This is a genomic window from Sphingomonas sp. jy18 (assembly GCF_056931895.1).
The window spans coordinates 400,528-426,390 of sequence record NZ_JBXPBT010000003.1 but is presented as its reverse complement, the minus strand read 5'-3'; the positions used below and the strand labels follow the sequence as shown (position 1 = coordinate 426,390).

Sequence of the window (25,863 nt, the reverse complement as noted above, 5' to 3'; positions counted from 1 at the left end):
GCCTCGCTCGCAATGACAGCAGAACCGATAAGCCTCGCCCACGCCATCACCGCTGCCCGGCCGCGCGTGATTGCCGCATTGGCGGCGCAGTTCCGTGATCTCGATGTCGCCGAAGACGGTTTTGCCGAGGCGTGCGCGGCGTTGATCGCGCTCCCCTCCGAGTATCGCCCCGCTAACGTCCCCGGCTGGCTCTATGTCGCGGCGCGCCGCCGCCTGCTCGATGGCGCGCGTAAAGCAGCGCGCCATGCCGAGGCGCTGGCCGGCCTCGCGCCGCTCATCGAAAGCGATGTCGACATGGCCGATATCCTCGCTTTTCCCGATGCGATTCCCGACGACCGGCTGCGGCTGATCTTCACCTGCAGCCATCCGGCGATTGCGCCTGACATCCGCATCGCGCTCGCGCTGCGCACCATCATCGGCGTGCCGATGGAACGGTTGGCCGCCGGATTTCTGGTGCCGACGCCGACGCTCTACCAGCGGCTGACGCGCGCGAAGGCGAAGATCCGCGACGCCGGAATTCCCTTCGACACGCCCGAACGCCGGCTGTGGCCCGAGCGGATGGAGGCCGTGCTGGCCACGCTCGAGCTGGGTTATGCCATAGCCTATCAGGATGGCGCGGCTGCGCTCGACGCCGACCTGGCGCCGGAAGTGCGGCGGCTGGCGCTGTTACTGGTCGAACTGATCCCGGAGGATGCCGAGGTTCTCGGCTTGGCCGCGCTGATCGAGCTCGGTGAATCGCGGCGCGCCGCGCGCGTCGATGCCGAGGGCATGATGGTGCCGCTGTCGCAGCAGGATGTCGGCCTGTGGGACGATGCCGCCATAGTCCGCGCACACGCGCTGATTCGTCGTGCTGCTGAACTGGGTGGAAGCGGTCCGCGCCAGATTATGGCCGCCATCCACCTTACCCACGCCCGCCGCAAGCCGGAGGGCAGGGTGGACTGGGCGGCGATCCTGCGCCTGTACGACCTTCTAATGGCCCTGCGCCCTGGCCCGGCGGTGGCGACGGCCCGGGCGCTGGCGGTGGCAAGGCTGTCTGGCGCGGAGGCAGGTCTTGCGGCGCTCGATGCGATTGCACTGGCGGCCGTGGCGCACCACCGCCCATGGTTCAGCGCCCGCGCGTATCTGCTTGCGGAGAGTGGCGATGCAGCAGCGGCGATCGCTGCCTATCGGCAGGCGCTGGCGCTGATGCCGCCGCCTGCCGAGGCGCGCTATCTCGAGGCTCGCGTCAACGCGCTGTCACGATGATCACTACCCGCCGGTTCTGGGCGCGACCGGCGTCGCTGCCATTGTCGGCGATGGGGCGGGTCTCTCCCCAGCCGCGCAGCGCCAGCCGGTCGGCGGCAAAGCCATGCCCCTGCATGACCGCAGCGACCGCCGTCGCACGCTGTTCGGACAGACGCGCATTATAGGCCGGCGTGCCCGAGGCATCGGTATGCCCTTCGACCCGGGCACGATCGATGCCGACCCGTTGCAGACCGGCCGCCACCCGCCCGATCGTCGCTTGCATCGCCGGCTTAACCTCGGCGCTGTCGAGATCGAACAGCAGCCGGTCGGCAATCGACAATTCCCAGCCCTCGGCGGTCTGGACGAACCCTTCGGCGCGCAACAGCGCCTCCTGCGAGCGGGTGAAGCCGTTGCTCATCGTCTGGCAACCGGCCAGCAGCAGTGCGCCGAAGACGAGCAGCAGCATCCCGCGCCAGCCGCGGGCAGAGAATGTCTGCATCGGTCAATTCCTCCTGTAGATCACGCCGGGTCGACTGGCCGCGTGCGGCTCTTCACGGCATACATGGCGGCATCGGCGTGGCGCATCAGCGCGTCCACCTCGGTGCCATGCTCGGGATAGATGGCGATTCCGACGCTGAGCCCGATGGTCATCTCCGCGCCATCGGTGACGCTAATCGGCTGCTGCATCGCCTCGCAGATACGGTCGGCGACCGCGCGGGCATCGCCTTCGTCATCGAGATGATGGATCAGCACCGCGAATTCGTCCCCGCCGATGCGCGAGGCGACATCGCCGACGCGCAGGATCGGCTCGATGCGGGCCGCAATCTGCGCGATGGCGGTATCGCCGGCGGCATGGCCGTGCCGGTCGTTGACATCCTTGAAGCCGTCACCGTCCATGTAGAGAATGGCGAACCGATCTCCGGTGCGCTGGCTGGCGCGAATGGTGTCGCGGACATGTTCGATGAAGCTGGCGCGGTTGGAAAGGCCCGACAGCGGGTCATAGTTGGCGCGCTGCACCAGCGTCTGGTGGGCTTGCGCCACTTGCTGCTGCCAGTCCTGAAGCTCGTCGAGCAGGGCATTGAAATCCCTCGAAAGGCCGTCGACTTCACTGATCGTTGCATGCGGTGCGCGGCGCGCGAAACTGCGCTCGTTGCGCACGCCGTGCGCGGCCTCTGCGATCTGCTGCAGCGGGGCGATGATCTGCTTCTGCAGGCGCCGGCCGACCAGCCGTGTGGCGAGCGAGGCCAGCACCAGTGCCAGCACCGCGCCGATCAGGCTGGCGAACAGCAGGGTGCCGATGCCGCGGGTCGGCTGCTCGACCGTGATATCGCCGATGCGCGACCCGGTGGTGCGGATGGGCACCGTCACCGGCGGTGGACGCAGCCATTGGCCGAGCGCATTGCCGGCGGTGCAGGCATCCCCGCAGGCGTGGGTGTAGAGTGTCTGCCCCTCCGCATTGCGCACGGTGACAGCGCTCAACTCCTCATTGGCGATCAGCGGCTGCAGTGCTTCGCCGACAGCGCGCCGATCATTGAACACCACTGCCACTTCGACGGTGTAAGCCGCCTGCCGACCGATCAGCTCCAGATTTTGCCGCGCGTAATCGCGCAGCAATACGGTGCCGGTGGTGAGCACTGCCAGCAGCGAGGCGACGATGGCCAGCACCGCGACTGCGGCGAGCGCGCGGTTGAGCGCGGCCTGCATGGGTATGGTGGCGGGCGCGCTCATGGCCGGCCGCTCCCGCGATCGGCAAGCATCAGCACCCTGGGGTCGATCCGTACCCCGCTGCGCGACACCGCGTCGAGGCTGAGATCGAACGTCATGCCGCCGCGTACCAGCCTGAGACAGGCCATCAGGCCGCTGCTGCACTCGGGGTCATTGTCGGTAATGGTGACAATCGCCGCCCCGCTCGCAGAGCGGGCGATGCGCTCCTGCTCGGGGCGCGCGAGCGCCGCGAGAAAGATGGCGTCACACCCGCTGCCCGGCAGTGAAGACGGGCTGCGGCGGGTGACGATCAAGGCCCGGCCGCTCGGCAGCCGCCGGTCGGACAATTGTTGCGACAGGCGCGACTGCCCCGCGACGCACAGCACCACCGGGCCGCCATTGTCGGGCCAGCGGGTATAGGCAAGGATACCGGACACGATGTCTGCCGCCGCCAGCGCCGGACCATCGGCGCCAGGCGGCACCTCTGTCTGCGCGGCGAGCGGATGCACCGAAGCCAGCGCCATTGCGATCAGGGCGGGCAAAGCCACCACCGTGCGTCCATTCCCCCACAGCATCCGACTGACGTCATAATGTCACATCGGTAATGACGCTGTCCCTATAGCGGGAGACCGGTCTGTCAACCGTGACCCGAAGGTGCAGGGGTCAGGTTCCGCACCGCCATGGTTGCAGTTGCAACCAGCGTGGCGCTAGACTGGGGCATGTCTTCCGAAGCCACGCACATCCATGAGTCCCCGCCGCCGGGTGCCGCGCCCGACTGGACCATCCCACAAGACTGGGAGCGGTTCAGTGCCGAGGAGCATGCGGTGTGGGACCGGCTGTTCGCCCGCCAGTCGGCAATGCTGCCGGACAGGGCGTCCGATGCCTTTCTGCGCGGCATCGATGTGCTGCGCCTCGAAAAGCCCGGCATTCCCGACTTTGCCGAACTCAACCAGCGGCTGATGGCGGCGACGGGGTGGCAGGTGGTGGCGGTGCCCGGGCTCGTCCCGGACGACGTCTTCTTCGATCATCTCGCCAACCGCCGTTTCGTCTCGGGCAATTTCATCCGCCGTGCCGACCAGCTCGACTATCTGCAGGAACCCGACGTCTTTCACGACGTGTTCGGCCATGTTCCGATGCTCGCCGATCCGGTGTTCGCCGATTACATGCAGGCCTATGGCAAGGGGGGCCTCAGGAGCCTGACATTTGGCGCGCTGCACAAGCTGGCGCGGCTCTACTGGTACACCGTCGAGTTCGGGCTGGTGCGGGAGAAGGGCGGGTTGCGCATCTACGGCGCGGGCATCGTCTCGAGTTATGGCGAGAGCATCTTCGCGCTCGACGACCCAAGCCCCAACCGCATCGGCTTTGACCTCGAACGCATCATGCGCACCGAGTACCGGATCGATGATTATCAGCAGAATTATTTCGTCATCGACAGTTACGAGCAATTGCTGCGAACCACAGTCGAGACCGACTTCGCCCCCCTCTATACGCGGCTGGAGACGCTGCCGGACATTGCTGTGGCCGAGATCCTGCCCGGCGACGCGGTGCTCACGCGCGGCACGCAGGCCTATGCCGATGCCAAAAGCGGTCCGGTCTGACGTCTATCGGTGCCTTTACGGCCATGTTCAACCAAGACCGTAGTCCTGAGCTTGGCGAAGGGCGCTTATCCGCGGAACGCCCTTCGACACGCTAAGGGCTGCGGATTTGATTCAACCCTGCTGGACAGCGTCCAACGGTCCCATCTGGACCGATAGGACCGCCAGTCACCAGCTTCCGAAATCGCCCGGCGGCTGACCGGCGCTGCCGCTGGCGCGTACCGGCCTGCGCCAGCCGTGCCGATGGCGCAGGCTGAGCTGCAGCACCGGCCATTCCGCGTCACCGCCGTCATCGACCAGTCGCCACCCGGCGCGGCGATAGGCGCGCACCACCGCTTCGCGCTGCTTTCCCAGCAATCCGGCCAGGATCAGCCTGCCCCCCGGCGCGGCGATGGCAGCCAGCGAGGGGGCGAGCGCGATCAGCGGTCCGGCGAGGATGTTGGCGATGAGGAGATCGTAGGGCGCGCGGGCACCGATCGCCGGGTGCGCCGTGCCATCGGCGACAACCAGCGCGAGCTCGCCCCGCCGGGTGCCGAGCGGCACGCCATTTTCCGCGGCATTTTCTGCCGAAACCCGCACGCTGACCGGGTCGATGTCCGAGGCGATGGCGGTTGCCCGCGGCCACACATGCATCGCGGCAAAGGCCAGCAGCCCGGTGCCGGTGCCGATGTCCGCGATATTGGCAAAGCGCTTGCCCGCCACCGCCAGCCCGTCGAGCGCCGCAAGGCAGCCGGCAGTCGTTGCATGATGGCCGGTGCCGAACGCCTGCCCCGCGTCGATGCGGAAGCTGACCACGCCCGGCGCATCTTCGGGCGTGTCGGCGGCGGTATGGACATGGAAACGCCCGGCGCGGACCGGTTCCAGCCCCTGCTGGCTGAGCGTTACCCAATCCTGTGGCGGCAACCGCTCGGCCCTGGGCAGACGTGCCGCGCTGATGCCGAGCAGCCGCCCGAGCGCCTGCACCGCCGCCTTGGGCGGACGCCCCTCGAAATAGGCATCGATCCGCCAGCGATCGGCATCCTCATCCTCTTCGGATGCGACCAGAACCGGCATCGGCTCGATCAGCGCGAGGCCCGGATGGTCTCCGGTCAGCGCCTCTGCCTGCGCGCGGTTGCAGGGCAGGGCGACGGTCCAGCTTTCGGTCATTCGCTTGTCTCCCCCGCCAGCCGGGTCTCGAGTCGGGCGCGCATTGCATGGACGAGCCTGCGGCAGGCGTCGCGGTCGATAAGCGGCTCGGTCCCGCTCATCCGCTGGAACAGGTTGGAAAAGCCGGGGTGCGGCGTCACCAATATGTCGCAGGGCATGCGCGAAACGCGGCTGAAGGTGGTGCGGAATGGCGCCACCCGCTCGGGGTGATCGGTGAAGCGGTAATCGTCGCGCGACACGGCGGTGAGGCTGTCGACATAGGCGAAGGTGGCGCAATTGGTCCCTTCGCACGAGCGCCACGTCCAGCTGGTGCCGCCGCTGGTGTGGCCGGGGGTCAGCACCGGGGTGAATTGCAGACGCGCGTTGACCTGCCGCGGCTGGCCGTCCTCGATGTTCCGGTCCGAGACAGCGACGGGAGTCATCGGTGGCAGCAGCCCGGCCTGTGGATCGTCCGGCGCGGTCTGCCCGGTCTCGAGCACCGGGCGCGCAGCGGCACTGACCAGTATGTCTGCGCCAGTTGCCGCCTTCAGCGCCGCGAACCCGCCCATATGGTCGAGATGCTCATGGCTGCCGATGATGGTGCGGACGTCGCGCGGATCGAAACCGAGCGCGCGGATGTTGGCGAGGATCGACGGAACCGCCTCGGCGGTCGCCCCATCGATCAGCACATGCCCATCCGGCGAGGTGACCAGCAGCACGGCGATGCCGCAGGTGCCGACGTAATAGGTGTTGCCGAAGATTCGCGCGGGCGGCGCGGCGTCGCTCCAACCGTCCCGGCCCTGGCAGGCCGTGGCGAGCGCGGTACCTGCGACGCGGGCGTCGGTGGGTTGGAGAGCGGCTTGATCGGAAGGCGCCGAGGACGAAACGGGCGCACAGCCCATCGCCATTGCCGCCAGGACAAGCGTCAGGCACTCTCTACCGGACATAGCTGGCCCCGTTGGCATCGAGCACCGCGCCGGTCATCGATGGCGGAGCGTCGAGCGCGCAGAAGGCGGCCATTGTCGCGATTTCATCCGGCATCGCCACCCGCCCGAGCGGAATATCGGCAAGCAGCTTGTCGCCGCCGCGGCTCGCCAGATAGTCTTCCGCCATGCCGGTCATGGTGAAGCCGGGGCAGATGGCGAAGGCAAGTACGCCGTCCTTGGCATAGCCTCGCGCAATGGTCTTGGTCATCGCCACCATGCCGGCCTTGGCCGCCGCATAATGCCAGTGCGCCGGACTGTCGCCGCGATGCGCCGCGCGGCTGGCGATGTTGACGATACGCCCTGCGCTGCCCGTCGCGCCTCTACGGACAAGGAAATGCAGCACGGCGAGGCGGGAGAGCTGCGCCGCGCTGGTCAGGTTTATATCCATCGTGCGGTGCCAGCCCGCCAGCCAGTCCGCGTCACTGCTGTCGATCGGCGTCGCTTCGAACAAGCCGGCGTTGTTGACGAGCACGTCGACCCGGCCGTCGAGCTGGCCGAGCGCGGACTGCCAGAGGCGGGGCGCGCTGGCGGCGTCGGCCAGATCGCCATCCCTGCTGGAGAAGGATGCGACGCGGCAGCCGCGCGCTTCGAAAGCGGCCAGAATGGCGGCGCCGATGCCGCGGCTGGCACCGGTGAGGAGGATGTTGGTCATGCCCCCGCGTTAGCGCGGCCGGACGGCGGCCGAAAGGGCAGAGCGCACATATCCCTCTCCCGCAAGCGGGAGAGGGTAGCTGGGTTACGCCACCTTGCGCGTGAACTCGCTCGCCGACTTGCTGAGCTTGGCAAAGCTTTCGTTGATGCTGGCGAAACCGCTTTCCAGCGCGCCGATCTCGCTCACCACCTTGTCGGTGTCCTCGCGGATCGACGCGATGGTGCCCGACATCGAGTCGGCGGCGAGCGCAGTTTCGTCGACCGCGGCGGTAATGGTGGTGACAGTCTGCGCCTGCGTGTCCATCGAATCGCGGATGCGGCTGGCGAACGCCTTGACCTCCTCCACGGTCGCCCGGATCGAGCTGTTGGCAGCAACGGTGGTGCGCGTCGCCGACTGGATCGCGGCAATCTTGCTGGCGATATCGTCGGTGGCACGCGCGGTCTGGTTGGCGAGGCTTTTGACCTCCTGCGCCACCACGGCAAAGCCGCGCCCGGCATCGCCGGCACGGGCGGCCTCGATGGTAGCGTTGAGTGCTAGCAGATTGGTCTGCCCGGCAACGTCGCGGATCAGGCCGAGGATCGATTCGATGGTTTCGGCATGGCTCGACAGCGCCATCGAGATGTCGAGCGCGGCTCCCGCCTGTTCGCTGGCCTTGTCGGCGATGGCAGAGGCGTTCTCGACCTCCTGCCGGGTGGTGTCGATGGCGCGGATGAGGCCGGCCGCGGTGCGGGCGGCTTCGCGCATTGCCAGCGCCGATTGCTCGGCAGCGGCAGCGACTTCACTGGCCTTGCCCAGCATGCTGCGCGCGGCGACTGCGACGGTGCTGGTCTGCCCGCCAAGCTGCGCGCCGACTGCGGATGCACCGAGCATGTCATGCGCGACGGTATTCTCGAACTGCCCTGCCAGCTCGGCGCGCTCGCGCCGCATGACGTGGCTGTCGAGCTTCTGCTTGTAGCTGTGCAGGATATCCGCTTCGAACGAGGCCATCAGCATGATCGACTGCATCAGTTCGGTGGTCGCGGAGAGGTCATCGCTGTGCGCCTTGTGCGCGAGTTCGACGGCGAGGCTGTTCGACGCGCCGAGGCAGGCGATGACCGTGCCGATGTCGAGCCCGGCGGACACCGCGCGCCATGCATAGAGGCAGCAGATCGTTCCCCATTCCTGATCGGTCGGGCGCTGGAACTTGGCGTGGATGTAGCGGCGGCCTTCGAGCACCGCTTTTTCCAGAGCGCCGCCGGTGACGCGCTGCGCCCGGCCGACCCGCTGGTTATAGACCGACCAGAAGGCGCGGGTCAGATCATCCTCGCGGCCTGCGAACAGATCGGCGATGGCTTGCGCGCGCGCCGTCAGCGTGCCGTCGGCATCGAAGACGCCCAGCTTGTCAGCCACCGGCACCGGCGGCACGTCGGAAAAGGCGAGATTGGCGAGAGTCCGGCTCGGCATGTGTCCTCCAGCTCCTGACACTGATGGATGGAGCAATGAAGCATCGATAAGCGGCTTTGGTTAACAGCCTGTAAGTGCGCCCAAAGTCGCTTTACGTTCGCGGCAACTTTGCATCGCTCAGAGGAAATATTATTACAAAGCCCATGCGCGCCAGCCGTGCGAGGTTCGGCCGGACGCGATCAGGAGAGACGACCCATGCGCATCGGCTGCCCCCGCGAAATCAAGAATCACGAATATCGGGTCGGACTGACCCCAGAGAGCGCCCGCGAACTGGTCGCGCATGGTCACCAGGTGCTGGTCGAAAGCGGGGCCGGGCTGGGCATCGGTGCAAGCGACGATCACTACCGCGCCGCTGGCGCCGAAGTGGTCGGCGATGCCGCAACCATCTTCGAGGCCGCTGAAATGGTTGTGAAGGTCAAGGAGCCGCAGGCAGGCGAACGGGCGATGCTGCGCGCCGGCCAGATCCTCTACACCTATCTCCACCTCGCTCCCGATCCCGAGCAGACCGCGGATTTGCTGGAGAGCGGCGTGATCGGCATTGCCTATGAGACGGTAACCGGCCGCCAGGGCGGACTGCCCCTGCTCAAGCCGATGAGCCAGGTTGCCGGCCGCATGAGCATCCAGGCGGGCGCCACCGCGCTCGAAAAGGCGCATGGCGGGCGCGGCGTGCTGCTGGGCGGCGTGCCAGGCGTCGCGCCGGGCAAGGTATGTGTGATCGGTGGCGGCGTGGTCGGTTTCAACGCGGCGCAGATGGCGGTAGGGCTCGGCGCGGACGTGACCATCCTCGATCGCGATCCCGAAGTGCTCGAACGGCTCGGCATCCATTTCGAATCGCGCGCCAAGACCCGCTTTTCCAACAAGGCCAATCTGGCCGAATGCGTCGCGCAGGCGGACCTGGTGATTGGCGCGGTGCTGATCCCCGGCGCTGCTGCCCCGCATCTCGTCACCCGCGACATGCTCGCCACCATGCAACCAGGATCGGTGCTGGTCGATGTCGCCATCGATCAGGGCGGCTGTTTCGAGACCAGCCATGCAACGACCCACTCGGAGCCGACCTATGTGGTCGACGGCATTGTCCATTATTGCGTCGCCAACATGCCCGGCGCGGTGGCGCGCACGAGCACCTATGCGCTCAACAATGTGACGCTGCCCCACGCGTTGCGCATCGCCGATCTCGGCTGGCAGGAGGCATTGCGCCGCGATCCGCATCTCGCCGACGGGCTTAACGTGTGGCAGGGAAAAATCACCTGCGCCCCGGTGGCGGACGCGCTCGGCCTGCCCTATGTAGCGCTTGCGGAGGCACTGGCCTGAAGGCCCCCCAGCCAAAGAGAGTGACATGACCGATACCCCCGACCAGAAGCCCGAAACCGACACGCCTGCCGAGGAAAATGAAGTGCTGCGCGAAACCCGCGCCGCCAAGCAGGCCGGCAGCACGGCCGATGGCAAGCATCGCTTCGGCTGGAAAACCGCTGCTGCGGCGGCGGGCATTGGCTCGGCGGCACTCGCCGCAGCCCTGCTTTACGCTAATCGAAACAAGTCATGAGCCAAGGCCGTCGCCTGACCGGCTGAAGCCCGAGTCAAGCGGTTGCATCGCCCCGGCTTTGCGGTAAAGCACGTCGCCAGCGGGGGCAGGGGGCTTCGGCTCGCTGCCTCTTCATGACCGATCACTTCATCCACAGGGGAGGACCGCACATGGCCGGCCCGAGCAAACGACCGCTGTCGCCGCATCTGCAGGTTTATCGGTGGGGACCGCACATGCTGGTCTCCATTCTCCACCGCGCCACCGGCGACGGCATGGCCATCGTCGGTTCGCTGCTGTTCCTGTGGTGGCTGGGCGCCGCAGCGTCGGGCGAGGCGGCCTACGCAAGCTTTATCGGCACCATCTGGCAAGCGCCGGAGGCGACCGCGCTGAGCTGGCAGAACTGGATCGGCCGTGCCGTGCTGGTCGGCCTGACCTGGGCCTTCTTCCAGCATGCCTCGTCGGGTCTGCGACATCTGTTGCTTGACACCGGTGCGGGGTACGAACTCAAGACCAACCGTCTGTGGTCGATGGTGGTCGCGTCCGTTCCGCTGCTGCTGACCGCAGCCTTGTGGGTCTACATTCTGATGGGGAGCCTGTAAGCCATGGGCGCTGGTACCAAACTCGGCCGGGTCCGTGGCCTCGGCTCCGCCCGCAGCGGCACGCATCATTTCACAATGTCGCGGGTCACCGCCATCTCCAACCTGACCTTGATGGTGTGGCTGATGGTCAGCCTCGTCACCGGCGATTTCACGAGCCATCGCAGCGTCACCGACTGGCTGTCGTCGCCGTTTGCCGCAGTGCCGATGGCGCTGCTGGCGATCAGCGTCTTCACCCATTTCCGCCTCGGCCTCACCGTGCTGATCGAGGATTATGTGCATGACGAGGCGCTGAAGCTCGCCAGCCTGCTCGCGCTCACCTTCTTCTCCTGGGGCGGCATGATCTTCGCCCTGTTCAGCATCGCCAGCATCGCATTCGGAGGCGTCGCCAATGTCGGCCAGTGAGACCAGCACGGCCCAGAAGGCCGCACCCGCCTACAAGATCATCGACCACACCTATGACGCGGTCGTCGTCGGCGCCGGCGGTTCCGGCCTGCGCGCCACCATGGGTGCTGCCGAAGCCGGCCTGAAGACCGCTTGCATCACCAAGGTCTTCCCCACCCGCAGCCACACGGTCGCGGCGCAGGGCGGCATCGCCGCCAGCCTTGGCAACAATACGCCGGATCACTGGCAGTGGCACATGTACGATACCGTCAAGGGATCGGACTGGCTGGGCGATCAGGACGCGATCGAATATCTCGTCCGTGAAGCGCCGCAGGCGGTCTACGAGCTCGAGCATGCGGGTGTGCCGTTCAGCCGCAACGAGGACGGCACCATCTACCAGCGCCCGTTCGGCGGCCACATGCAGAACATGGGTGCCGGCCCGCCGGTGCAGCGCACCTGCGCCGCGGCTGACCGCACCGGCCACGCCATCCTGCACGCGCTCTATCAGCAGAGCCTGAAATATGCGGCGGACTTCTTCATCGAATATTTCGCGCTCGACCTGATCATGGTCGATGGCGAATGCCGTGGCGTTATCGCCATGTGCATGGAGGATGGCAGCATCCACCGCTTCAAGAGCCATGCCGTGGTGCTGGCGACCGGCGGTTATGGCCGCTGCTATTACACCGCGACCTCGGCCCACACCTGCACCGGCGACGGTGGCGGCATGGTGCTGCGTGCCGGCCTGCCCTTGCAGGACATGGAATTCGTCCAGTTCCACCCCACCGGCATCTATGGCGCGGGCGTGCTGATCACCGAAGGCGCGCGCGGCGAGGGAGGCTATCTCACCAATTCCGAGGGCGAGCGCTTCATGGAGCGCTATGCCCCGTCCGCCAAGGACCTCGCCTCACGCGACGTCGTCAGCCGCTCGATGGCGCTGGAAATGCGCGAAGGCCGCGGCGTCGGGCCGGAGAAGGACCATATCTACCTCCACCTCGACCATATCGACCCCAAGGTGCTGGCAGAAAGGCTCCCCGGCATCACCGAAAGCGGCAAGATTTTCGCCGGTGTCGACCTGACCCGCCAGCCGCTGCCCGTTACCCCCACCGTCCATTACAATATGGGCGGCATCCCCTGTAACTATTGGGGAGAGGTGATGACGGTGAAGGACGGCAATCCGGAAACCATCGTCCCCGGGCTTTTCGCGGTGGGCGAGGCCGCCTGTGTCAGCGTGCATGGCGCCAACCGCCTCGGCTCGAACAGCCTGATCGATCTGGTCGTGTTCGGCCGCGCCACCGGCCACCGCCTCAAGGAACTGGTCAAGCCCGGCGCTCCGCACAAGCCGCTGCCCGCGGACAGCGCCGATTTCGCCATCGGGCGCGTCGATCGCTTCCGCTTTGCCAAGGGCGGATCGCCGACCGCGGCGGTGCGCACCGAAATGCAGAAGAACATGCAGAAGCATTGCGCCGTGTTCCGCGACACCGCGCTGCTGGACGAGGGCAAGACGCTGCTTTCGGCCACCTACAAGCGGATGGAAGACCTGCACGTCACCGACCGCTCGTTAATCTGGAACACCGACCTCATCGAAACGCTCGAGCTCGACAATCTGATCAGCCAGGCAAGCTGCACCATCCACGGCGCATCGAACCGCAAGGAAAGCCGTGGCGCGCACGCGCATGAGGATTTCCCCAATCGTGACGACGCCAACTGGATGAAGCACACCGTAACCTGGTTCGACGGCTGGGGCGGCAAGGGCGGCGACGTGAAGATCGACTATCGGCCGGTGCATGAGTATACCTTGACCGACGAGGCCAAATATATCGAGCCCAAGGCGCGGGTATATTAAGGAAGAAGCATCGCCACTTCTTCCGTCTGTGGAAAGGAAGTGTCGATGCGCATCGGCTTTATTGCGGCTTTGACGGTGTTCGCTTCGTCGCTCGTGCCGACGGCAGCGGTTGCGGATAGCTGGGCCGAGCCCAAAGTCGCGGTGACAGCATCGGTGAATGGCGCATATCGTCTGACGGTAACGCCGCGCCCGATCAGCGATCAGCTCGATTTTTTCGAAGACAAGATTGCGGGTCGGGAGCCGGCCGGGCAGGCCGAGGGTCAACCGGACACTGCAACCGCACGGCTGGAGCGCCGCGAGAGCGACGGTAGCTGGAGCGTCGTCTGGGATCGTTCATTGGTCAATGACGTCGCACCGGTGTCCGCACTGGTCAGCGACGACGGGCGCTATGTCGTCACCTTCGACAATTGGCACTCTGTCGGTTTCGGTGACGATGTCGTCGTCATCTACGGCAGTGACGGCGCGCTGATACGCTCGCTGGCGTTGACCGATATTCTACCCGACTATTTCATCGACGGCTTTCCACGGTCGCTCAGCTCTCTGCATTGGCAGCACCAATCGACGCGGATTGCCGGGGGTATGGTGCAGCTGGCGGTGCTTGAGCCCGGCGCGGAAGCCCATAGAGACGGTAGCCCGTTTTACATGGTTAACATCCAGCTCGATACCGGCACGCCTGCGCCCCTGTCTGCGGATCAGTTGCGGCATCTACAGCCTTTGGCGTGTACCGCGCACCGCGCAGCGGTGCTGGACCATAACGAAGGCCTTCGCTGGTTACGGTCCGATCTGACCGCACCGACGACAAGTGACCGTAACGAATGGTCGCGCTATTATTATCAGGCAACCGAGCGGCTGCTCGTATCCGGAAGTAGCGAGGCCGCCGAGTCGGATTTCCTTGAGCAACCCCTATTCCAGCTGCTACACCCTGGCGAGTATATGTTCCGTGATTTTCGTGATGGCTTCCGTGAGGCGCTGCGAGCGCCAGCAGCAGAACTGCAGCGCGGCATTTTTGCAGCTATAGATCAGGCCCGTTTGGTTGAGGAAGTCGAGCGGACCGCGCAACGCATGGCGCCTGGCTCACTGGCTGGTCGAGATCTGTATTTCTTCGCCGACTCAGCGCATTGGCCGCGCATTGCGGCGGCTTTGGCGGGCAAGGGAGCAACCCTGCATCAGATCGACATTGATCGGCCCATCCCGCAACGGGCCGATGTCATCGCGCGGATTGCAGGGCAGGACAGGGCGATCGATCAAGCCTGTGCCTCGGTCAATGACACCGATGGCGGGGCGTCTGCGGGGGTCGCTATTGCGGTTGGCACGGCGTTGTTGGCGAGCACGGCGGTTGCCATCGGTTTCGGCAGATCGCGCTGACCGGCCGTTGCTTGCGATGAGCCGGTCCGCTCTGCTCCTGGGCGGAAGACAGTCCAGTCCGAGCAGGGTAGCCCGGACTGATGTTAGCGACGCTTCAATCAGCGCTGAGGACTAGCCTGCATCCGGCCCGCTTTGCGCCAGTCGTCCTTTCACCCCCAGGTCGAACAGCTTTTGGGCCGCCAGCACCGCCGTCGGCGCGTTGGGGGCGGTGGCGTCGGCGCCGAGTTCGGAGGCGAGCGACGGGTTGGCGGTGAAGAGGGGGCCGCCGACCATGATGCCTATGCTGCGATTCTGCGATTCGGCGCGCACGCGCGCGATGGTCGCCCGCACTATGCCGAGGTCACCGTCCGACCCCGCGGCGAGGCCGACGACGGCGAACCAGCCATTGCGCACCGTTGCGACAATTTCTTCTGTGCTGCCCGACAGATTCGCCTCGACCTGCCATCCGGCCGCGACCAGCAGCTTTTCGATCATCGAGACGCCGAACGAATGCTGGTTGCCCGGTGCGGTTGCCATGAAGACAATGCGCCGGTCCCCGATCTGCGGCAGCACATGGGTCTCATTGAAGATCGCCAGCAGCGCCTGCAGGCGGCCGACACCGATGGTGACATCGATGAAGTCGCACAGGTCCTGCTCCCACATCGTCCCGAGGTGGCGCGCGGTCGGCTCCAGCAGTTCGACATAGAGCGTCTCCATGTCGAGCCCGCGCTCGCGCAGCAGCGCGATATAGGCGGCGGCGGCATCGATATCGTCGCCCAGAATGATGCGGGCCAGTTCGCTGACATCGGCGGCATCGGGGTGGAAGCTGCTTTTGAGCAACTCGACCGGGCACAGCTCCGGCGCGACCTTGCTGTGCAGGCGGACCAGCCGGGGCACGATCTCGGTCGAGACAATGCGTACCAGATCGATCTGGCGATCGGCGATATCGCGGCGCTGATAGATATCCGGCGCAAAGAAATGGCGCACTGCATTGCGCGCGCTGGGACCATGCGTCATGCGCAAGCCCCCGGCCGTCGCCATCTGGCTCATCCCGCTCCCCATCGCTGGCTTGTCGTTTTGTTATCGGGACATAGCAACACAGCGGACGCTGCGAGTCGAGCCGTTTGGACCGCTGATCGAGTCAATTCATCACTGCGGCCAGTGGCGACCGGGCGTGTAGATGCTGGCGGGTAAGCAACCCGCCCGTCAGCGCGTTTCCACCGCCGGGTCGGGTTCCGCCAGGCGCTCGGTCTGCGGTGCCGGCGCCGGCGCGGCAGCCCCGCGCACCCAGGCCGGGCGTCCGCCGACCCAGGTTTCCGCGACCCGCGTCGCGCGCACCTCGGCGGGCCGGCCAAGCAGCGGATCGACGTCGACCAGGATGAAATCGGCGCGCATGCCGGGCATCAGCGTGCCCAGCCGATCTTCGGCAAATCCCGCATAGGCGGCGCTGCGGGTGAAGCCGTCGAGGGCGGCCTCACGCGTCACCGCTTCCTGTACGCGCCATCCGCCGAACGGCTCGCCTGCCGCGTCTTCACGGGTGAAGGCAGTGACCAGACCGGCGAACGGGTCCGCGCTTTCGACCGGAAAGTCGCTGCCGAAGGCGAGCCGCGAGCCGGTGCCGGCAATGCTGCGCCAGGCATAGGCCCCACCCAGCCGGTCCGGCCCCAGCCGCGCCTCGGCCATCAGCCGGTCGCTGGTCTGGTGCACCGGCTGCATGCTGGCGATGATGCCATGCTGGCCGAAGCGCGCGATGTCGGGCAGATCGACGACCTGCGCATGTTCGATGCGCCAGCGCCGGGCGCCGTCGAAGCTGGTCGCAACATCGTCGATGGCGCTGAGCAGCTCGCCATTGGCGGCGTCGCCGATGGCATGCACCGCGACCTGAAAACCGTCGATGCTGGCGCGCACCATGCGGTTGCGCAGCTCGGATTCGCTCAGCATCGGGATGCCGCGGATCGTCGGCGCGTCGGCATAAGGTGCCTTGAGCCATGCGCCGCGCGAGCCCAGCGCACCGTCGAGATAGAGTTTGACGCCGACCATGCGCAGCCGGTCTTCGTACAGCCAGGGCGTCGGCCCGCTGCCGGCGATCAGCGCCATATTGTCGGTGCCGGCGGCATAGCTGATCACGCGCACCCTGAGCGCGCCGGTATCGCCCGCGCGGCGCAGCGCCTGCCAGTCATCGATGGTGGTGCCCATGTCGGCCACGGTGGTGACGCCAAGACTGAGCAGCCGCTCCTGCGCTAGCGCAAGCGCGCGGTCGCGGTCGCGCGCCAGCGGGGCAGGGCGGTGGCGGTCGATCAGTTCTGCCGCCGCGTCGACGAACACGCCGCTCGGTCGCCCGGCGACCGTTTCGATGCGACCGCCGGCGGGCGAGCGCGTTGCCGGGGTGATCCCGGCCACCCGCATCGCTGCGCTGTTGGCCCAGCCGGCATGGCCGTCGACCCGTTCCAGCCAGATCGGCTTGTCGATGCCGAGCGAGTCGAGATCGGCGGCGGTCGGAAAGCGCCCCAGCCCCCACAGTTCCTGGTTCCAGCCGCGGCCCATGATCCACGGCAGATCGGGATTGGCCGCCGCATAGGCACGGATCGCCTCCTGCGCTTCGGCAAGGCTGCGGGTGCCGCTCAAATCGACCAGCATCGCCTGGAAGCCGAGCCCCATGACATGGCCATGCGCGTCGATAAGGCCCGGCATCAGCACCTGGCCATTGCCATTCTTGCGGAAGTCTGGCCGCTCGGGCCGGGCATCGCCGCGCTGCAACAGCCGCTCGACCCGCCCATCGTCATCGATGACAAGGCCGGTGAAGCGGACCACCCGGCCCTCTGCGTCGAGCGTGATGCCGTCGACATTGTCGACCAGCGTTTCGGCGATGGCAGGGGTGGCGAGAAGCAGGGCGATCGCCGCGAAAGAGACAGACCTCACTTCGGCAATCTCCGTACCAGCGCGCTCGTATCCTGCCGTCCCGCGCCCATGGCCTGTATCTCCGCACAAAATTGGTCGATCATCGCTGCCACCGGCAGGCTGGCGCCGGTTGCCCGGGCTTCCTCGATGGCCAGGCCGACATCCTTGCGCATCCAGTCGACCGGGAAGCCGCCCTCGAAATCGTCACGCGCCATCGCGTGCCAGTGATTGTCCATCTGCCAGCTTGCGGCGGCGCCGCCCGAGATCGCGTCATAGACCTTGTCGATGTCGAGCCGCGCCGACTGGGCAAAGCGCAGCGCCTCCGCCAGCCCTTCGACGACTGCTGCGAGCGCGATCTGGTTGGCCATCTTGGTGACCTGTCCGGTGCCGGCGCCGCCGATGTGGACGATGCGCTTGGCGTAAGCATGGAAATAGGGCGTGGCCGCCTCGACCGCCTTTTTCTTGCCGCCGCACATGATGGTCAGCGTTCCATTCTCCGCGCCCGGCTGGCTGCCGGTCACCGGCGCGTCGACCACCATCAGGTCGCGCGACGCGCCCTCCACCGACAGTTGCCGCGCCAGCTTGGCGGAGATGGTGCTGTGGTCGACATAGAGCGTGCCCTTGCGCATCGAACGAAAGGCGCCGTCGCGGCCCATCGTCACCTGGGCGACATCATCGTCGGTGCCGACGCAGGTGATCACCGCATCGGCCTGTTCGGCGGCTTCCATCGGATTGGCGGCGGTGCGCCCGCCGTGGCGCTCGACCCACGCTTCTGCCTTGGCATGGGTGCGATTGAAAACGATCATGTCGTGTCCGGCTACGGCGAGGTGCCGGGCCATCGGCCCGCCCATGATGCCCAGACCGATGAATGCGATGCTTGCCATGCCCACCGTCATAGCGCGGTTTGCGCCAGCCGCCAGATGCGATAGGGGCGACGTCCATGACCGGAACGTCCAACGCCCTCGCAGAATCGTCCCAGCCCGCTGCATCGCCGCTGCTGACGCTCGCCGATATTCGCGCAGCGCAGGCGCGTATCGGCGACGCGGTGCTGCACACGCCGACCACGCACAGCCGAACGCTGAGCGATCTGGTGGGCGCCAATGTGTTCTTGAAGTTCGAGAATTTGCAATTCACCGCCGCCTACAAGGAGCGTGGCGCGCTCAACACGCTGCTGCTCATGGACCCGGAGCAGCGTTCGCGCGGGGTGATAGCGGCCAGCGCCGGCAACCATGCGCAGGGCCTTGCCTATCACGGCGCGCGGCTGGGCGTGCCGGTGACCATCGTCATGCCGCAGACCACGCCGATGGTGAAGGTGCAGCAGACAGCCAGCCATGGCGCCACCATCGTGCTCCATGGCGAGAAATATGACGACGCCTATGCCCGTGCGCGGGAGCTGGAGGCCGAGCGCGGGCTGACCTTCGTCCACCCGTTCGACGATCCGCGAATCGCTGCAGGTCAGGGCACGGTCGCGCTGGAGATGCTGGCCGATCAGCCGCAAATCGATACGCTGATCATTCCTATCGGTGGTGGCGGTCTGTTTTCCGGCATGGGCACCGCCGCGCGCGGCTTGAAACCCGACATCCGTCTGGTCGGTGTGCAGGCGGAGCTGTATCCGTCGATGTATGCCCGGCTGAACCATATGGACATGGTCTGCGAAGGCGACACGCTGGCTGAGGGCATCGCCGTCAAGCAGCCGGGCGATTTCACCAGCAAGGTCGTCGCCAAGCTGGCCGACGATATCGTGCTGGTCGCCGAACGCCATCTCGAACGCGCCGTTTCGCTGCTGCTGCAGATCGAAAAGACGGTGGTCGAAGGGGCAGGGGCGGCAGGCTTTGCCGCGCTGCTGGCGCATGGCGTGCGGTTCAAGGGCCGCGACGTCGGCCTGGTGCTGTGCGGCGGCAATATCGACACGCGCCTGCTGGCCAATGTGCTGCTGCGCGATCTCGCGCGTTCGGGCCGGCTGGCGCGGCTGCGCATCCGCCTGCAGGACCGGCCCGGCGCACTGTTCAACGTGATGCGGGTGTTCAACGAGCATAATGTGAACATCGTTGAGATTTATCACCAACGCATCTTCACCACGCTGCCCGCCAAGGGGCTGATCACTGACATCGAGTGCGAAACGCGCGATCGCGATCACCTCGATTCGCTGGTCGTTTCGCTGAGAAAGGCTGGCTATCAGGTGACTCTGGTGGAACTGGCCTGACCGGACCATCCTGTGTCCCGTTCTGAATCACCGGCGAGCCGACTGCGCAAAGCGTGGTAAATGCACTTCCGTTGCACGCCGGCACTGGGCATAGTCGTCAGCGGATACAGCGTCGGCATCAGGCTGAGGGGGACTTGTGACTGCACCTTTTCGTTTCCCGCGATTTTTCGTCACCAGCCCCACGCCGTGCCCCTATCTGCCTGGCCGGTTCGAGCGGAAGGTGTTTACCGAGCTTAACGGCGCGAACGCCGCCGAACTCAACGATGCACTTGGCCGCATCGGTTTCCGCCGCAGCCAGAATGTCGCCTACCGTCCGAGCTGCCAGCAGTGCAGTGCCTGCGTGTCGGTGCGAGTCTGCGCCGACGAGTTCGAGCCGAGCGCGTCGCAGCGGCGCACGCTCAAACGCAACAGCGACCTGATTGTCGAAGCGCGCGCGCCATGGGGCACCGAGGAACAGTATGCGCTGCTGACCGCCTATCTCGCCAGCCGCCACCCGACTGGCGGCATGGCGGACATGACCGAAGGCGATTTTGCCGCGATGGTCGAACATTCGCCGGTCGAGACCTGCGTCGTCGAATATCGCGAGCCCAATGAGGATGGCACGCCGGGCCGTCTGGTAGCGGCCTGTCTGACCGACCGTCAGGCCGACGGGCTGTCTATGGTCTACTCCTTCTTCGACACCGGCGAGGGCGCTCGCAGCGGCCTCGGCACCTTCGTCATTCTCGATCATATCATTCGCGGCGCCCGCGCCGGCCTGCCCTATGTCTATCTGGGATACTGGATCGAAGGATCGGACCGGATGGCCTACAAGACCAAGTTCCGCCCGATCGAGCGGCTTGGTCCGTCCGGCTGGCGCCGGATGGTGGAAGGCGGCAGCGACCCGGCGTCGTCGCTGGAGCCGTCATGGGTCGGCAGCGATCGCCTTGTGGATGTCGCACGATAATCCACTGGCCCGCCCGTTGGCGGTTGACGCGGGGCGTCGTGGCAAGGCATAGCTAGCACAAAGAAAAGACGGTCGCGGTGCACGCCCTGCCATCCACATGCAGGGCACCTGATTGAGGGCAGGGGGGGCAGCTTGCCGCACGCGTGGGGGATAAGACCGGGTGGTCCGTGCCGTAGGTTGCGCGGAGTGCAACCATGACCGAGCCGCTCGACATCGTCATCATCGGCTCCGGCCCGGCAGGTCTGAGCGCGGCCGGTCGCGCGGCCGAGCGCGGGATGGCCTATATCCTGCTGGAAAAGACCGACCACCTTTCCGACACCATCTACAAATATCAGAAGGGCAAGCATATCATGGCGACGCCGGTGCAGCTGGAGCTGCGTTCGGACGTTGTCTTCGATGCCGGCAAGCGTGAGACCATCCTCGATGCGTGGGATGCGCACGGCGCCAAGCTGAATGTCGCCTACAATGCCGATGTCGCGTCGATCACCGGTGCGAAAGGCGATTTCACGGTCGCCGCCGCAGACGGCCGTAGCTGGAAGACGCGCCACGTCATCCTCGCCATCGGCACGCAGGGCAATCCCAACCGGCTGACCATCCCGGGTGCCGATCTGCCCCATGTGCAATATCAGCTGAACGACCCCACGGAGTATATCGACGAGCATATCACCGTCGTCGGCGGTGGTGATGCAGGAATCGAGAATGCGCGCGGGCTGGCCGAAGATGCGGCGCAGGGCAATACGGTCACCATTCTCAACCGCGATGCCGGCTTCATCCGCGCCAAGGGTCCGAATGTCGCGGCCCTGATGGAACTCGCGGCGCGCGGGCGGATGAACCCGAAGACCGAGACATCGCCGTCCAAGATCGAGCCCGGCTGGATCACGCTGGCGACCCGCGACGGCGAGGAGCGTATCCGCTGCGACCGAGTGATCGCCCGGCTTGGCTCGGCCCCGCCGCGCAAATTCGTCGAGGCGTGCGGCATCGAATTCACCAGCCCGGACCGCGAGGCTTTCCCCAAGCTGTCGCCGACCTTCGAGACGACCAATCCCGGCATCTATGTGATCGGTGCTTTGGCCGGCTATCCGCTGATCAAACATTGCATGAACCAGGGCTATGACGTCGTCGAGTTCATTGCCGGCAACACGGCGCTGACCCCGGTCGACGAGAAGCTGCTGGTCAAGAAGTTCGAAGGCCTGCCCGGCCGCCGCAGTGTCGATGAGTGGCTGCTGTTCCTCAACCAGCGGGTCAGGATTTTCGAGGAAGTCTCGCCGCTGCAATTGCGTGAATTCATGCTCGATTCCGAAACGCGATTTTACCGCGCCGGCGAGGTGGTGTTCGAGCGCAATGCACCGGGATCGTCGCTGTTCGCTATTGCCGATGGTCATGTAGTGGTTGAAATCGACCCTGCCGACAGCAGCCGGACGGTGCCGATCGAAACCGGCTCCATCTTCGGCGAGGTCGGGCTGATTTCTGGCCGTCGTCGTGGTGCCACGATCCGCGCAGGCGCCGACGCCATTCTTGTCGAAATGTCGCGCGCGGCCGCGCTCAAGCTGATGAAAACCGCGCCGGCCGCCAACCGTGCGATCACCCGCATCAGCCTCGAACGGCAATTGATGCAGATGTTCGGGTCCGGCCTGACCCCACCCGACGTGGCCGAGGCGGTCGAACAGGCCGAAGTGATGGATGTGCCCGCTGGCAAGCCGATCATCAGCGAAGGCGAGACCGGCGATGACATCTATGTCATCCGCCAAGGGTCGATGGTGGTGGAAAAGCAGATCGGCGGCAAGCCGGTGTTCCTTCGCTATCTGCCTGCCGGCTCCTATGTCGGGGAAATGGCGGTCATCACCGGCGAGCCGCGCAACGCCACGGTGAAGGCGGCGATCAAGTCCGAAGTGGTGCGCGTGCCGGGCGAGGCATTCCGCAAGATCCTGGCGGCGAAGCCGGCGCTGATGCAGAAGGCCAAGGCCGAAATGGCGGCGCGGCAGGACGTCAACAGCTTCGTCGAAAGCCGCAAGGAGAGTTTTTCGAGCGCGGTCGAGCTTTATTCCGAGACCGCCAAATTCCTGGTCGACAAGGGCATCGGCGAGGCGACCGACGTGCTGCTTATCGACGAGCAGTTGTGCGTCGGCTGCGACAATTGCGAGAAGGCTTGCGCCGATAGCCACGAAGGCCTGTCGCGGCTCGACCGCGAGGCGGGAGCCACCTTCGCACACCTGCATGTGCCGACCAGTTGCCGGCATTGCGAGCATCCGCATTGCATGTCCGATTGCCCGCCCAACGCCATCCACCGCGGGCCCGACGGCGAAGTGTTCATTGATGATACCTGCATCGGCTGTGGCAATTGCCAGCGCTATTGCCCCTATGGCGTCATCCGCATGGAGGCGGTGCCGCCCAAGAAGCCGGGGCTCTTGTCTTGGCTGTTCCTGGGCCTGGGGCCGGGCCCGGGCGAGCCGAGCAAGAAATGGTCGAAGAAGCACCAGCCTGTCGGGGTGGAGATCCCCAAGAAGGCGATCAAGTGCGACATGTGCTCGGGCATCGCCGGGGGGCCGGCCTGCGTGCGCGCCTGCCCGACCGGTGCGGCGCTGCGCGTATCGCCTGAGGAGTTTCTTGGGCTTGCCCGACTGACGCAGGGGGATGACTGATGGCGACCAAAGCCCCGGTCAAGAGCGTACAGGGCCAGCGGCAGCGTTCGGCCGAGCACAGCAGCTTTCTGGGCCATCGCGGCTTCCTGTGGGCCAAGATCGCGCTCGGCCTGTGCCTGATCGTAATCACCAGCTATTTTCTGGTGGACGTGACGCCACGGCATAACGGCGGCAGCTGGTATGGCTATACGCTGGGCACCATCGGTCTGCTGCTGATCCTGTGGCTGACCATGCTCGGCGTGCGCAAGCGGGCGATGACCAGCGGGTCGTGGTCGCTCAAGGCATGGACGTCCGCGCATGTCTATCTCGGTCTGTCACTGATGGTGATCGGGACCATGCACGCCGGCTTCCAGCTCGGCTGGAATGTCCACACGCTTGCCTGGGCGCTGATGATGCTCGTCATCCTCTCCGGCATCTGGGGCGTCACCGCCTATGCGACGCTGCCGGCGGCGCTGTCGGACAATCGCGAGGAGCGCACCCAGGCCCAGATGCTCGAGGATATCCGCAGCCTCGACCGGCAGCTGCATGAAGCGGCCCAGCCGCTTTCCCCTGCGGACGCGGCGACCGTGCGGCTCAGCCTCGATCAGGACCCTTTTGCAGGCTCGCTATGGTCCCGCCTGACCGGCAGTTACCCCGGCTGCGCCACTCGCCGTGCCCGCGACGGCATACGCCGTTACACCGCGTCGCGCCATGACGACGGCTCGGATCCGCTCGAAAAGGTCGACAGCCTGCTCGGCCGCAAGCAGGCGGCGCTGCACCGCCTGCGCCGGCATCTGAAGCTCAAGGCGCTGCTGGAAATCTGGCTGTATTTCCATGTGCCGTTGACCTTTGCCCTGATCGCGGCGCTCAGCGCGCATGTCGTCAGCGTGTTTTTCTACTGGTGAGGGGCAAGAGATGAGCTTCCTTGTCCGCCGCATATCCGTCACCGCCGATGGGCGCGAGATCGTTCGCGGAACGCCGGTCGATGCCAGCAGCATCCTCGTCGGTCGCGATGCCGCCTGCGCGGTCCATCTGGCCGATCTGGCAGTCAATCCCGAACATGCACGGCTGACCACCAACGATGGCCGCCATGTCGAGATAGAGGCTGTCTCGGGGCTCGGCTTCGAAGTCGATGGCCGCACCGTGCAGCGTGCCAGCATCGATGCCGGCAATGGGGCGGAGCTGCGCTTCGGCGGGCATCGCATCCTGGTCGGGCTGGATACGGACGGTGCCGCGCCGCGCATTGCGCTGACCGTCTCGCGCACCGATGAGCTCAGCCATAGCGCGCTCGACCGCGACGAGGCGCAGGCCTTTTCGCTGGGCGGCAAATTGCCAGGCCGGCGCATGTCGGCCTGGGTTTTCTCGCTGTTCGTGCTTGCCGCTTTCCTCGCCGCGCCGATCTGGGCTTACATGAGCTGGCGCGGGGTGGAGGAACGGCCCAACGGCTTCCACGCCGACTCGACCTGGTCGTCGGGCGCGCTGAGCGCGGGGCACGCCAAGCTCAAGGACGACTGCCAATCCTGTCACGTCGACGCGTTCGTTTCGGTCACCGACACCACCTGCGCCAGTTGCCACGATGATGCGCACGAGCATGCGCCGATCGCGCGGCAAGTGTTGGCACGTGGCGATCCGGGCTGGTTCCGCGCGTCACTGAATAGCATCGGCACCGCTTTCGGCCGTCCGGAGGGCCGCTGCGTCGAATGCCATACGGAGCATGAGGGCGCAGGCCCGATGCCCGCTACCGCGCAGCGTTTCTGCACCGACTGCCATGACGGCATGTCCTCGCGCCTGACCGACACCAAGCTTGGCGATGCCGGCGATTTCGGCACGTCGCACCCGCAGTTCCGCCCGGCGGTGCTAGTTTCCACCGGGAAGCAGCCGCGCTTCCAGCGCATGACGTGGCGACCGAATCTAACCGAAAACAACGGTCTGAAATTCACACATGACGAGCATCTGCTGCGCAATGGCAGCGTCGCGCGCATGGCGCGCAACCTCGGCATCGGCCGCGGTCGCGGCAGTCCCGGACTAGACTGCGCCGATTGCCACAAGCCGACGCGTGACGGGGTGCGGTTCGAACCGGTCGACATGGAGCGCGACTGCCAGTCGTGCCACAGCCTGACGTTCGAGTCCGTGGGTGGGGTGGATCGCACCCTGCGCCATGGCGAGCCGGCACAGGTCATCGCCGACCTTTATGCCTATTACCGCTCGACCCCGCCGAGCCGGCCGATCAGCCTGGGTGGCATGGCACGGCGGCGGCCGGGTCAGTTTGCCGAAGGCCAGACCTACAATATCTATTTCCGGGAAGTCGCCGTCCGTCCATCACGCGCCGAAGATGCGGTGCGCGCGGTCTTCTCGCGCGGCGGCGCCTGTTACGATTGCCACACCATCTTCGCGCCTGCGGCAGGCAACCGCAACTGGCGGGTGATGGATGTCCACCAGACCCGGCGCTACTTCAACCACGGCTGGTTCGACCACAAGCCGCATGACGAGGAGAAGTGCTCGAGCTGCCACGCTGCCAAGACGTCAAACAACGCCAACCAGCTGCTGATCCCGGGTCTTGCCAGTTGCCGCGAATGCCATGGCGGCGAGGACTCCAACGCAGATGTTGCAAGCCCGTGCGCTTCCTGCCACGAATATCACGCAGGTGATGCAAATGCGGCACCATGGCGTCCAGCCCGCGATCGCAGGGACCATGATCGTGACCGCCGCCACAGAGTGACTGCCATCACAGACGGGGGCATACGGCGACTTTATGGTGGTGGCTAAGCAACGCCGGTCGAAAG

23 protein-coding genes are annotated in these 25,863 nt (G+C 66.1%); 13 read left to right on the top strand and 10 right to left on the bottom strand.

All coding sequences use genetic code 11. The features are described from left to right. Positions 1-12 precede the first annotated feature (12 nt). Positions 13-1,245: an RNA polymerase sigma factor gene (locus tag AC0QC4_RS10515; RefSeq protein WP_483659848.1), complete on the top strand. Its 1,233-nt coding sequence runs from the start codon at positions 13-15 to the stop codon at positions 1,243-1,245. Here AC0QC4_RS10515 and yfiB read toward each other — a convergent pair. The 3 genes from yfiB to yfiR are packed head-to-tail and all read right to left on the bottom strand — an operon-like array spanning position 1,226 to position 3,476. Further along, a complete protein-coding gene (gene yfiB / locus AC0QC4_RS10510; protein WP_483659847.1) occupies positions 1,226-1,723 on the bottom strand; it encodes an outer membrane lipoprotein YfiB in 498 nt (165 codons plus the stop codon). The two genes, AC0QC4_RS10515 and yfiB, sit on opposite strands and share 20 nt — an antisense overlap. Positions 1,724-1,743: 20 nt before the next feature. Continuing rightward, on the bottom strand, positions 1,744-2,952 hold the full coding sequence (gene dgcN, locus AC0QC4_RS10505; RefSeq protein WP_483659846.1) for a diguanylate cyclase DgcN/YfiN: 1,209 nt from the start codon (positions 2,950-2,952) through the stop codon (positions 1,744-1,746). Next, positions 2,949-3,476: a regulatory sequestration protein YfiR gene (gene yfiR / locus AC0QC4_RS10500; RefSeq protein ID WP_483659845.1), complete on the bottom strand. Its 528-nt coding sequence runs from the start codon at positions 3,474-3,476 to the stop codon at positions 2,949-2,951. Before yfiR ends, dgcN begins: the two co-directional genes overlap by 4 nt. 171 nt (positions 3,477-3,647) lie before the next feature. Between yfiR and phhA the strand changes: the two genes are divergently transcribed. Beyond that, the gene (gene phhA, locus AC0QC4_RS10495) at positions 3,648-4,526 is read left to right on the top strand and encodes a phenylalanine 4-monooxygenase (RefSeq protein ID WP_483659844.1); all 879 of its coding nucleotides are present in this window, start codon (positions 3,648-3,650) and stop codon (positions 4,524-4,526) included. 165 nt (positions 4,527-4,691) lie between these two features. Here phhA and AC0QC4_RS10490 read toward each other — a convergent pair whose 3' ends face one another. The 4 genes from AC0QC4_RS10490 to AC0QC4_RS10475 form a co-directional block, all read right to left on the bottom strand. Then, positions 4,692-5,669: a 50S ribosomal protein L11 methyltransferase gene (locus tag AC0QC4_RS10490; protein WP_483659843.1), complete on the bottom strand. Its 978-nt coding sequence runs from the start codon at positions 5,667-5,669 to the stop codon at positions 4,692-4,694. Next, a complete protein-coding gene (gene bla, locus AC0QC4_RS10485; RefSeq protein WP_483659842.1) occupies positions 5,666-6,595 on the bottom strand; it encodes a subclass B3 metallo-beta-lactamase in 930 nt (309 codons plus the stop codon). Before bla ends, AC0QC4_RS10490 begins: the two co-directional genes overlap by 4 nt. Beyond that, complete coding sequence (locus AC0QC4_RS10480; RefSeq protein WP_483659841.1) at positions 6,585-7,286, bottom strand: SDR family NAD(P)-dependent oxidoreductase; 702 nt, start codon at positions 7,284-7,286, stop codon at positions 6,585-6,587. The genes bla and AC0QC4_RS10480 overlap by 11 nt, the downstream gene beginning before the upstream one ends. 84 nt (positions 7,287-7,370) lie before the next feature. Next, the gene (locus AC0QC4_RS10475; protein WP_483659840.1) at positions 7,371-8,729 is read right to left on the bottom strand and encodes a methyl-accepting chemotaxis protein; all 1,359 of its coding nucleotides are present in this window, start codon (positions 8,727-8,729) and stop codon (positions 7,371-7,373) included. 195 nt (positions 8,730-8,924) lie between these two features. Between AC0QC4_RS10475 and ald the strand changes: the two genes are divergently transcribed. The 6 genes from ald to AC0QC4_RS10445 all read left to right on the top strand — a co-directional run bounded on the left by ald (position 8,925) and on the right by AC0QC4_RS10445 (position 14,439). Next, the gene (gene ald / locus AC0QC4_RS10470; RefSeq protein ID WP_483659839.1) at positions 8,925-10,040 is read left to right on the top strand and encodes an alanine dehydrogenase; all 1,116 of its coding nucleotides are present in this window, start codon (positions 8,925-8,927) and stop codon (positions 10,038-10,040) included. 25 nt (positions 10,041-10,065) lie between these two features. Further along, positions 10,066-10,272, top strand: coding sequence for a hypothetical protein (locus AC0QC4_RS10465; RefSeq protein ID WP_483659838.1), 207 nt, complete (start codon positions 10,066-10,068; stop codon positions 10,270-10,272). A 149-nt stretch (positions 10,273-10,421) separates the two neighbouring features. Beyond that, positions 10,422-10,850, top strand: coding sequence for a succinate dehydrogenase, cytochrome b556 subunit (gene sdhC / locus AC0QC4_RS10460; RefSeq protein ID WP_483659837.1), 429 nt, complete (start codon positions 10,422-10,424; stop codon positions 10,848-10,850). Between the two features lie 3 nt (positions 10,851-10,853). Beyond that, positions 10,854-11,252, top strand: coding sequence for a succinate dehydrogenase, hydrophobic membrane anchor protein (gene sdhD / locus AC0QC4_RS10455; protein ID WP_483659836.1), 399 nt, complete (start codon positions 10,854-10,856; stop codon positions 11,250-11,252). Next, positions 11,239-13,074 (top strand): succinate dehydrogenase flavoprotein subunit, encoded by a 1,836-nt coding sequence (gene sdhA, locus AC0QC4_RS10450; RefSeq protein ID WP_483659835.1) that lies wholly within the window; start codon positions 11,239-11,241, stop codon positions 13,072-13,074. Before sdhD ends, sdhA begins: the two co-directional genes overlap by 14 nt. Positions 13,075-13,119: 45 nt before the next feature. Continuing rightward, entirely contained in the window at positions 13,120-14,439 is a 1,320-nt protein-coding gene (locus tag AC0QC4_RS10445; RefSeq protein WP_483659834.1) for a hypothetical protein, read from the top strand. Positions 14,440-14,550: 111 nt separating this feature from the next. Here the strand turns inward: AC0QC4_RS10445 and AC0QC4_RS10440 are convergent, their stop codons facing one another. The 3 genes from AC0QC4_RS10440 to AC0QC4_RS10430 form a co-directional block, all read right to left on the bottom strand. Beyond that, the gene (locus AC0QC4_RS10440; protein WP_483659833.1) at positions 14,551-15,435 is read right to left on the bottom strand and encodes a cobalamin B12-binding domain-containing protein; all 885 of its coding nucleotides are present in this window, start codon (positions 15,433-15,435) and stop codon (positions 14,551-14,553) included. A gap of 189 nt (positions 15,436-15,624) precedes the next feature. After that, positions 15,625-17,337, bottom strand: a complete 1,713-nt coding sequence (locus AC0QC4_RS10435; RefSeq protein ID WP_483659832.1) for an amidohydrolase — start codon at positions 17,335-17,337, stop codon at positions 15,625-15,627. Further along, the gene (locus AC0QC4_RS10430; protein ID WP_483659831.1) at positions 17,334-18,200 is read right to left on the bottom strand and encodes an NAD(P)-dependent oxidoreductase; all 867 of its coding nucleotides are present in this window, start codon (positions 18,198-18,200) and stop codon (positions 17,334-17,336) included. The genes AC0QC4_RS10435 and AC0QC4_RS10430 overlap by 4 nt, the downstream gene beginning before the upstream one ends. 56 nt (positions 18,201-18,256) lie before the next feature. Here AC0QC4_RS10430 and AC0QC4_RS10425 point away from each other — a divergent pair, with 56 nt between their 5' ends. From AC0QC4_RS10425 to AC0QC4_RS10405, 5 genes are all read left to right on the top strand, one after another. After that, complete coding sequence (locus tag AC0QC4_RS10425) at positions 18,257-19,519, top strand: threonine ammonia-lyase (RefSeq protein ID WP_483659830.1); 1,263 nt, start codon at positions 18,257-18,259, stop codon at positions 19,517-19,519. Between the two features lie 136 nt (positions 19,520-19,655). Continuing rightward, positions 19,656-20,462 (top strand): arginyltransferase, encoded by an 807-nt coding sequence (locus tag AC0QC4_RS10420; protein WP_483659829.1) that lies wholly within the window; start codon positions 19,656-19,658, stop codon positions 20,460-20,462. Positions 20,463-20,656: 194 nt separating this feature from the next. Beyond that, a complete protein-coding gene (locus AC0QC4_RS10415) occupies positions 20,657-23,101 on the top strand; it encodes a cyclic nucleotide-binding domain-containing protein (RefSeq protein ID WP_483659828.1) in 2,445 nt (814 codons plus the stop codon). Further along, a complete protein-coding gene (locus AC0QC4_RS10410; protein ID WP_483659827.1) occupies positions 23,101-23,985 on the top strand; it encodes a hypothetical protein in 885 nt (294 codons plus the stop codon). The genes AC0QC4_RS10415 and AC0QC4_RS10410 overlap by 1 nt, the downstream gene beginning before the upstream one ends. 10 nt (positions 23,986-23,995) lie before the next feature. Next, the gene (locus AC0QC4_RS10405; RefSeq protein ID WP_483659826.1) at positions 23,996-25,846 is read left to right on the top strand and encodes a cytochrome c3 family protein; all 1,851 of its coding nucleotides are present in this window, start codon (positions 23,996-23,998) and stop codon (positions 25,844-25,846) included. The last annotated feature ends 17 nt before the right edge of the window (positions 25,847-25,863 follow it).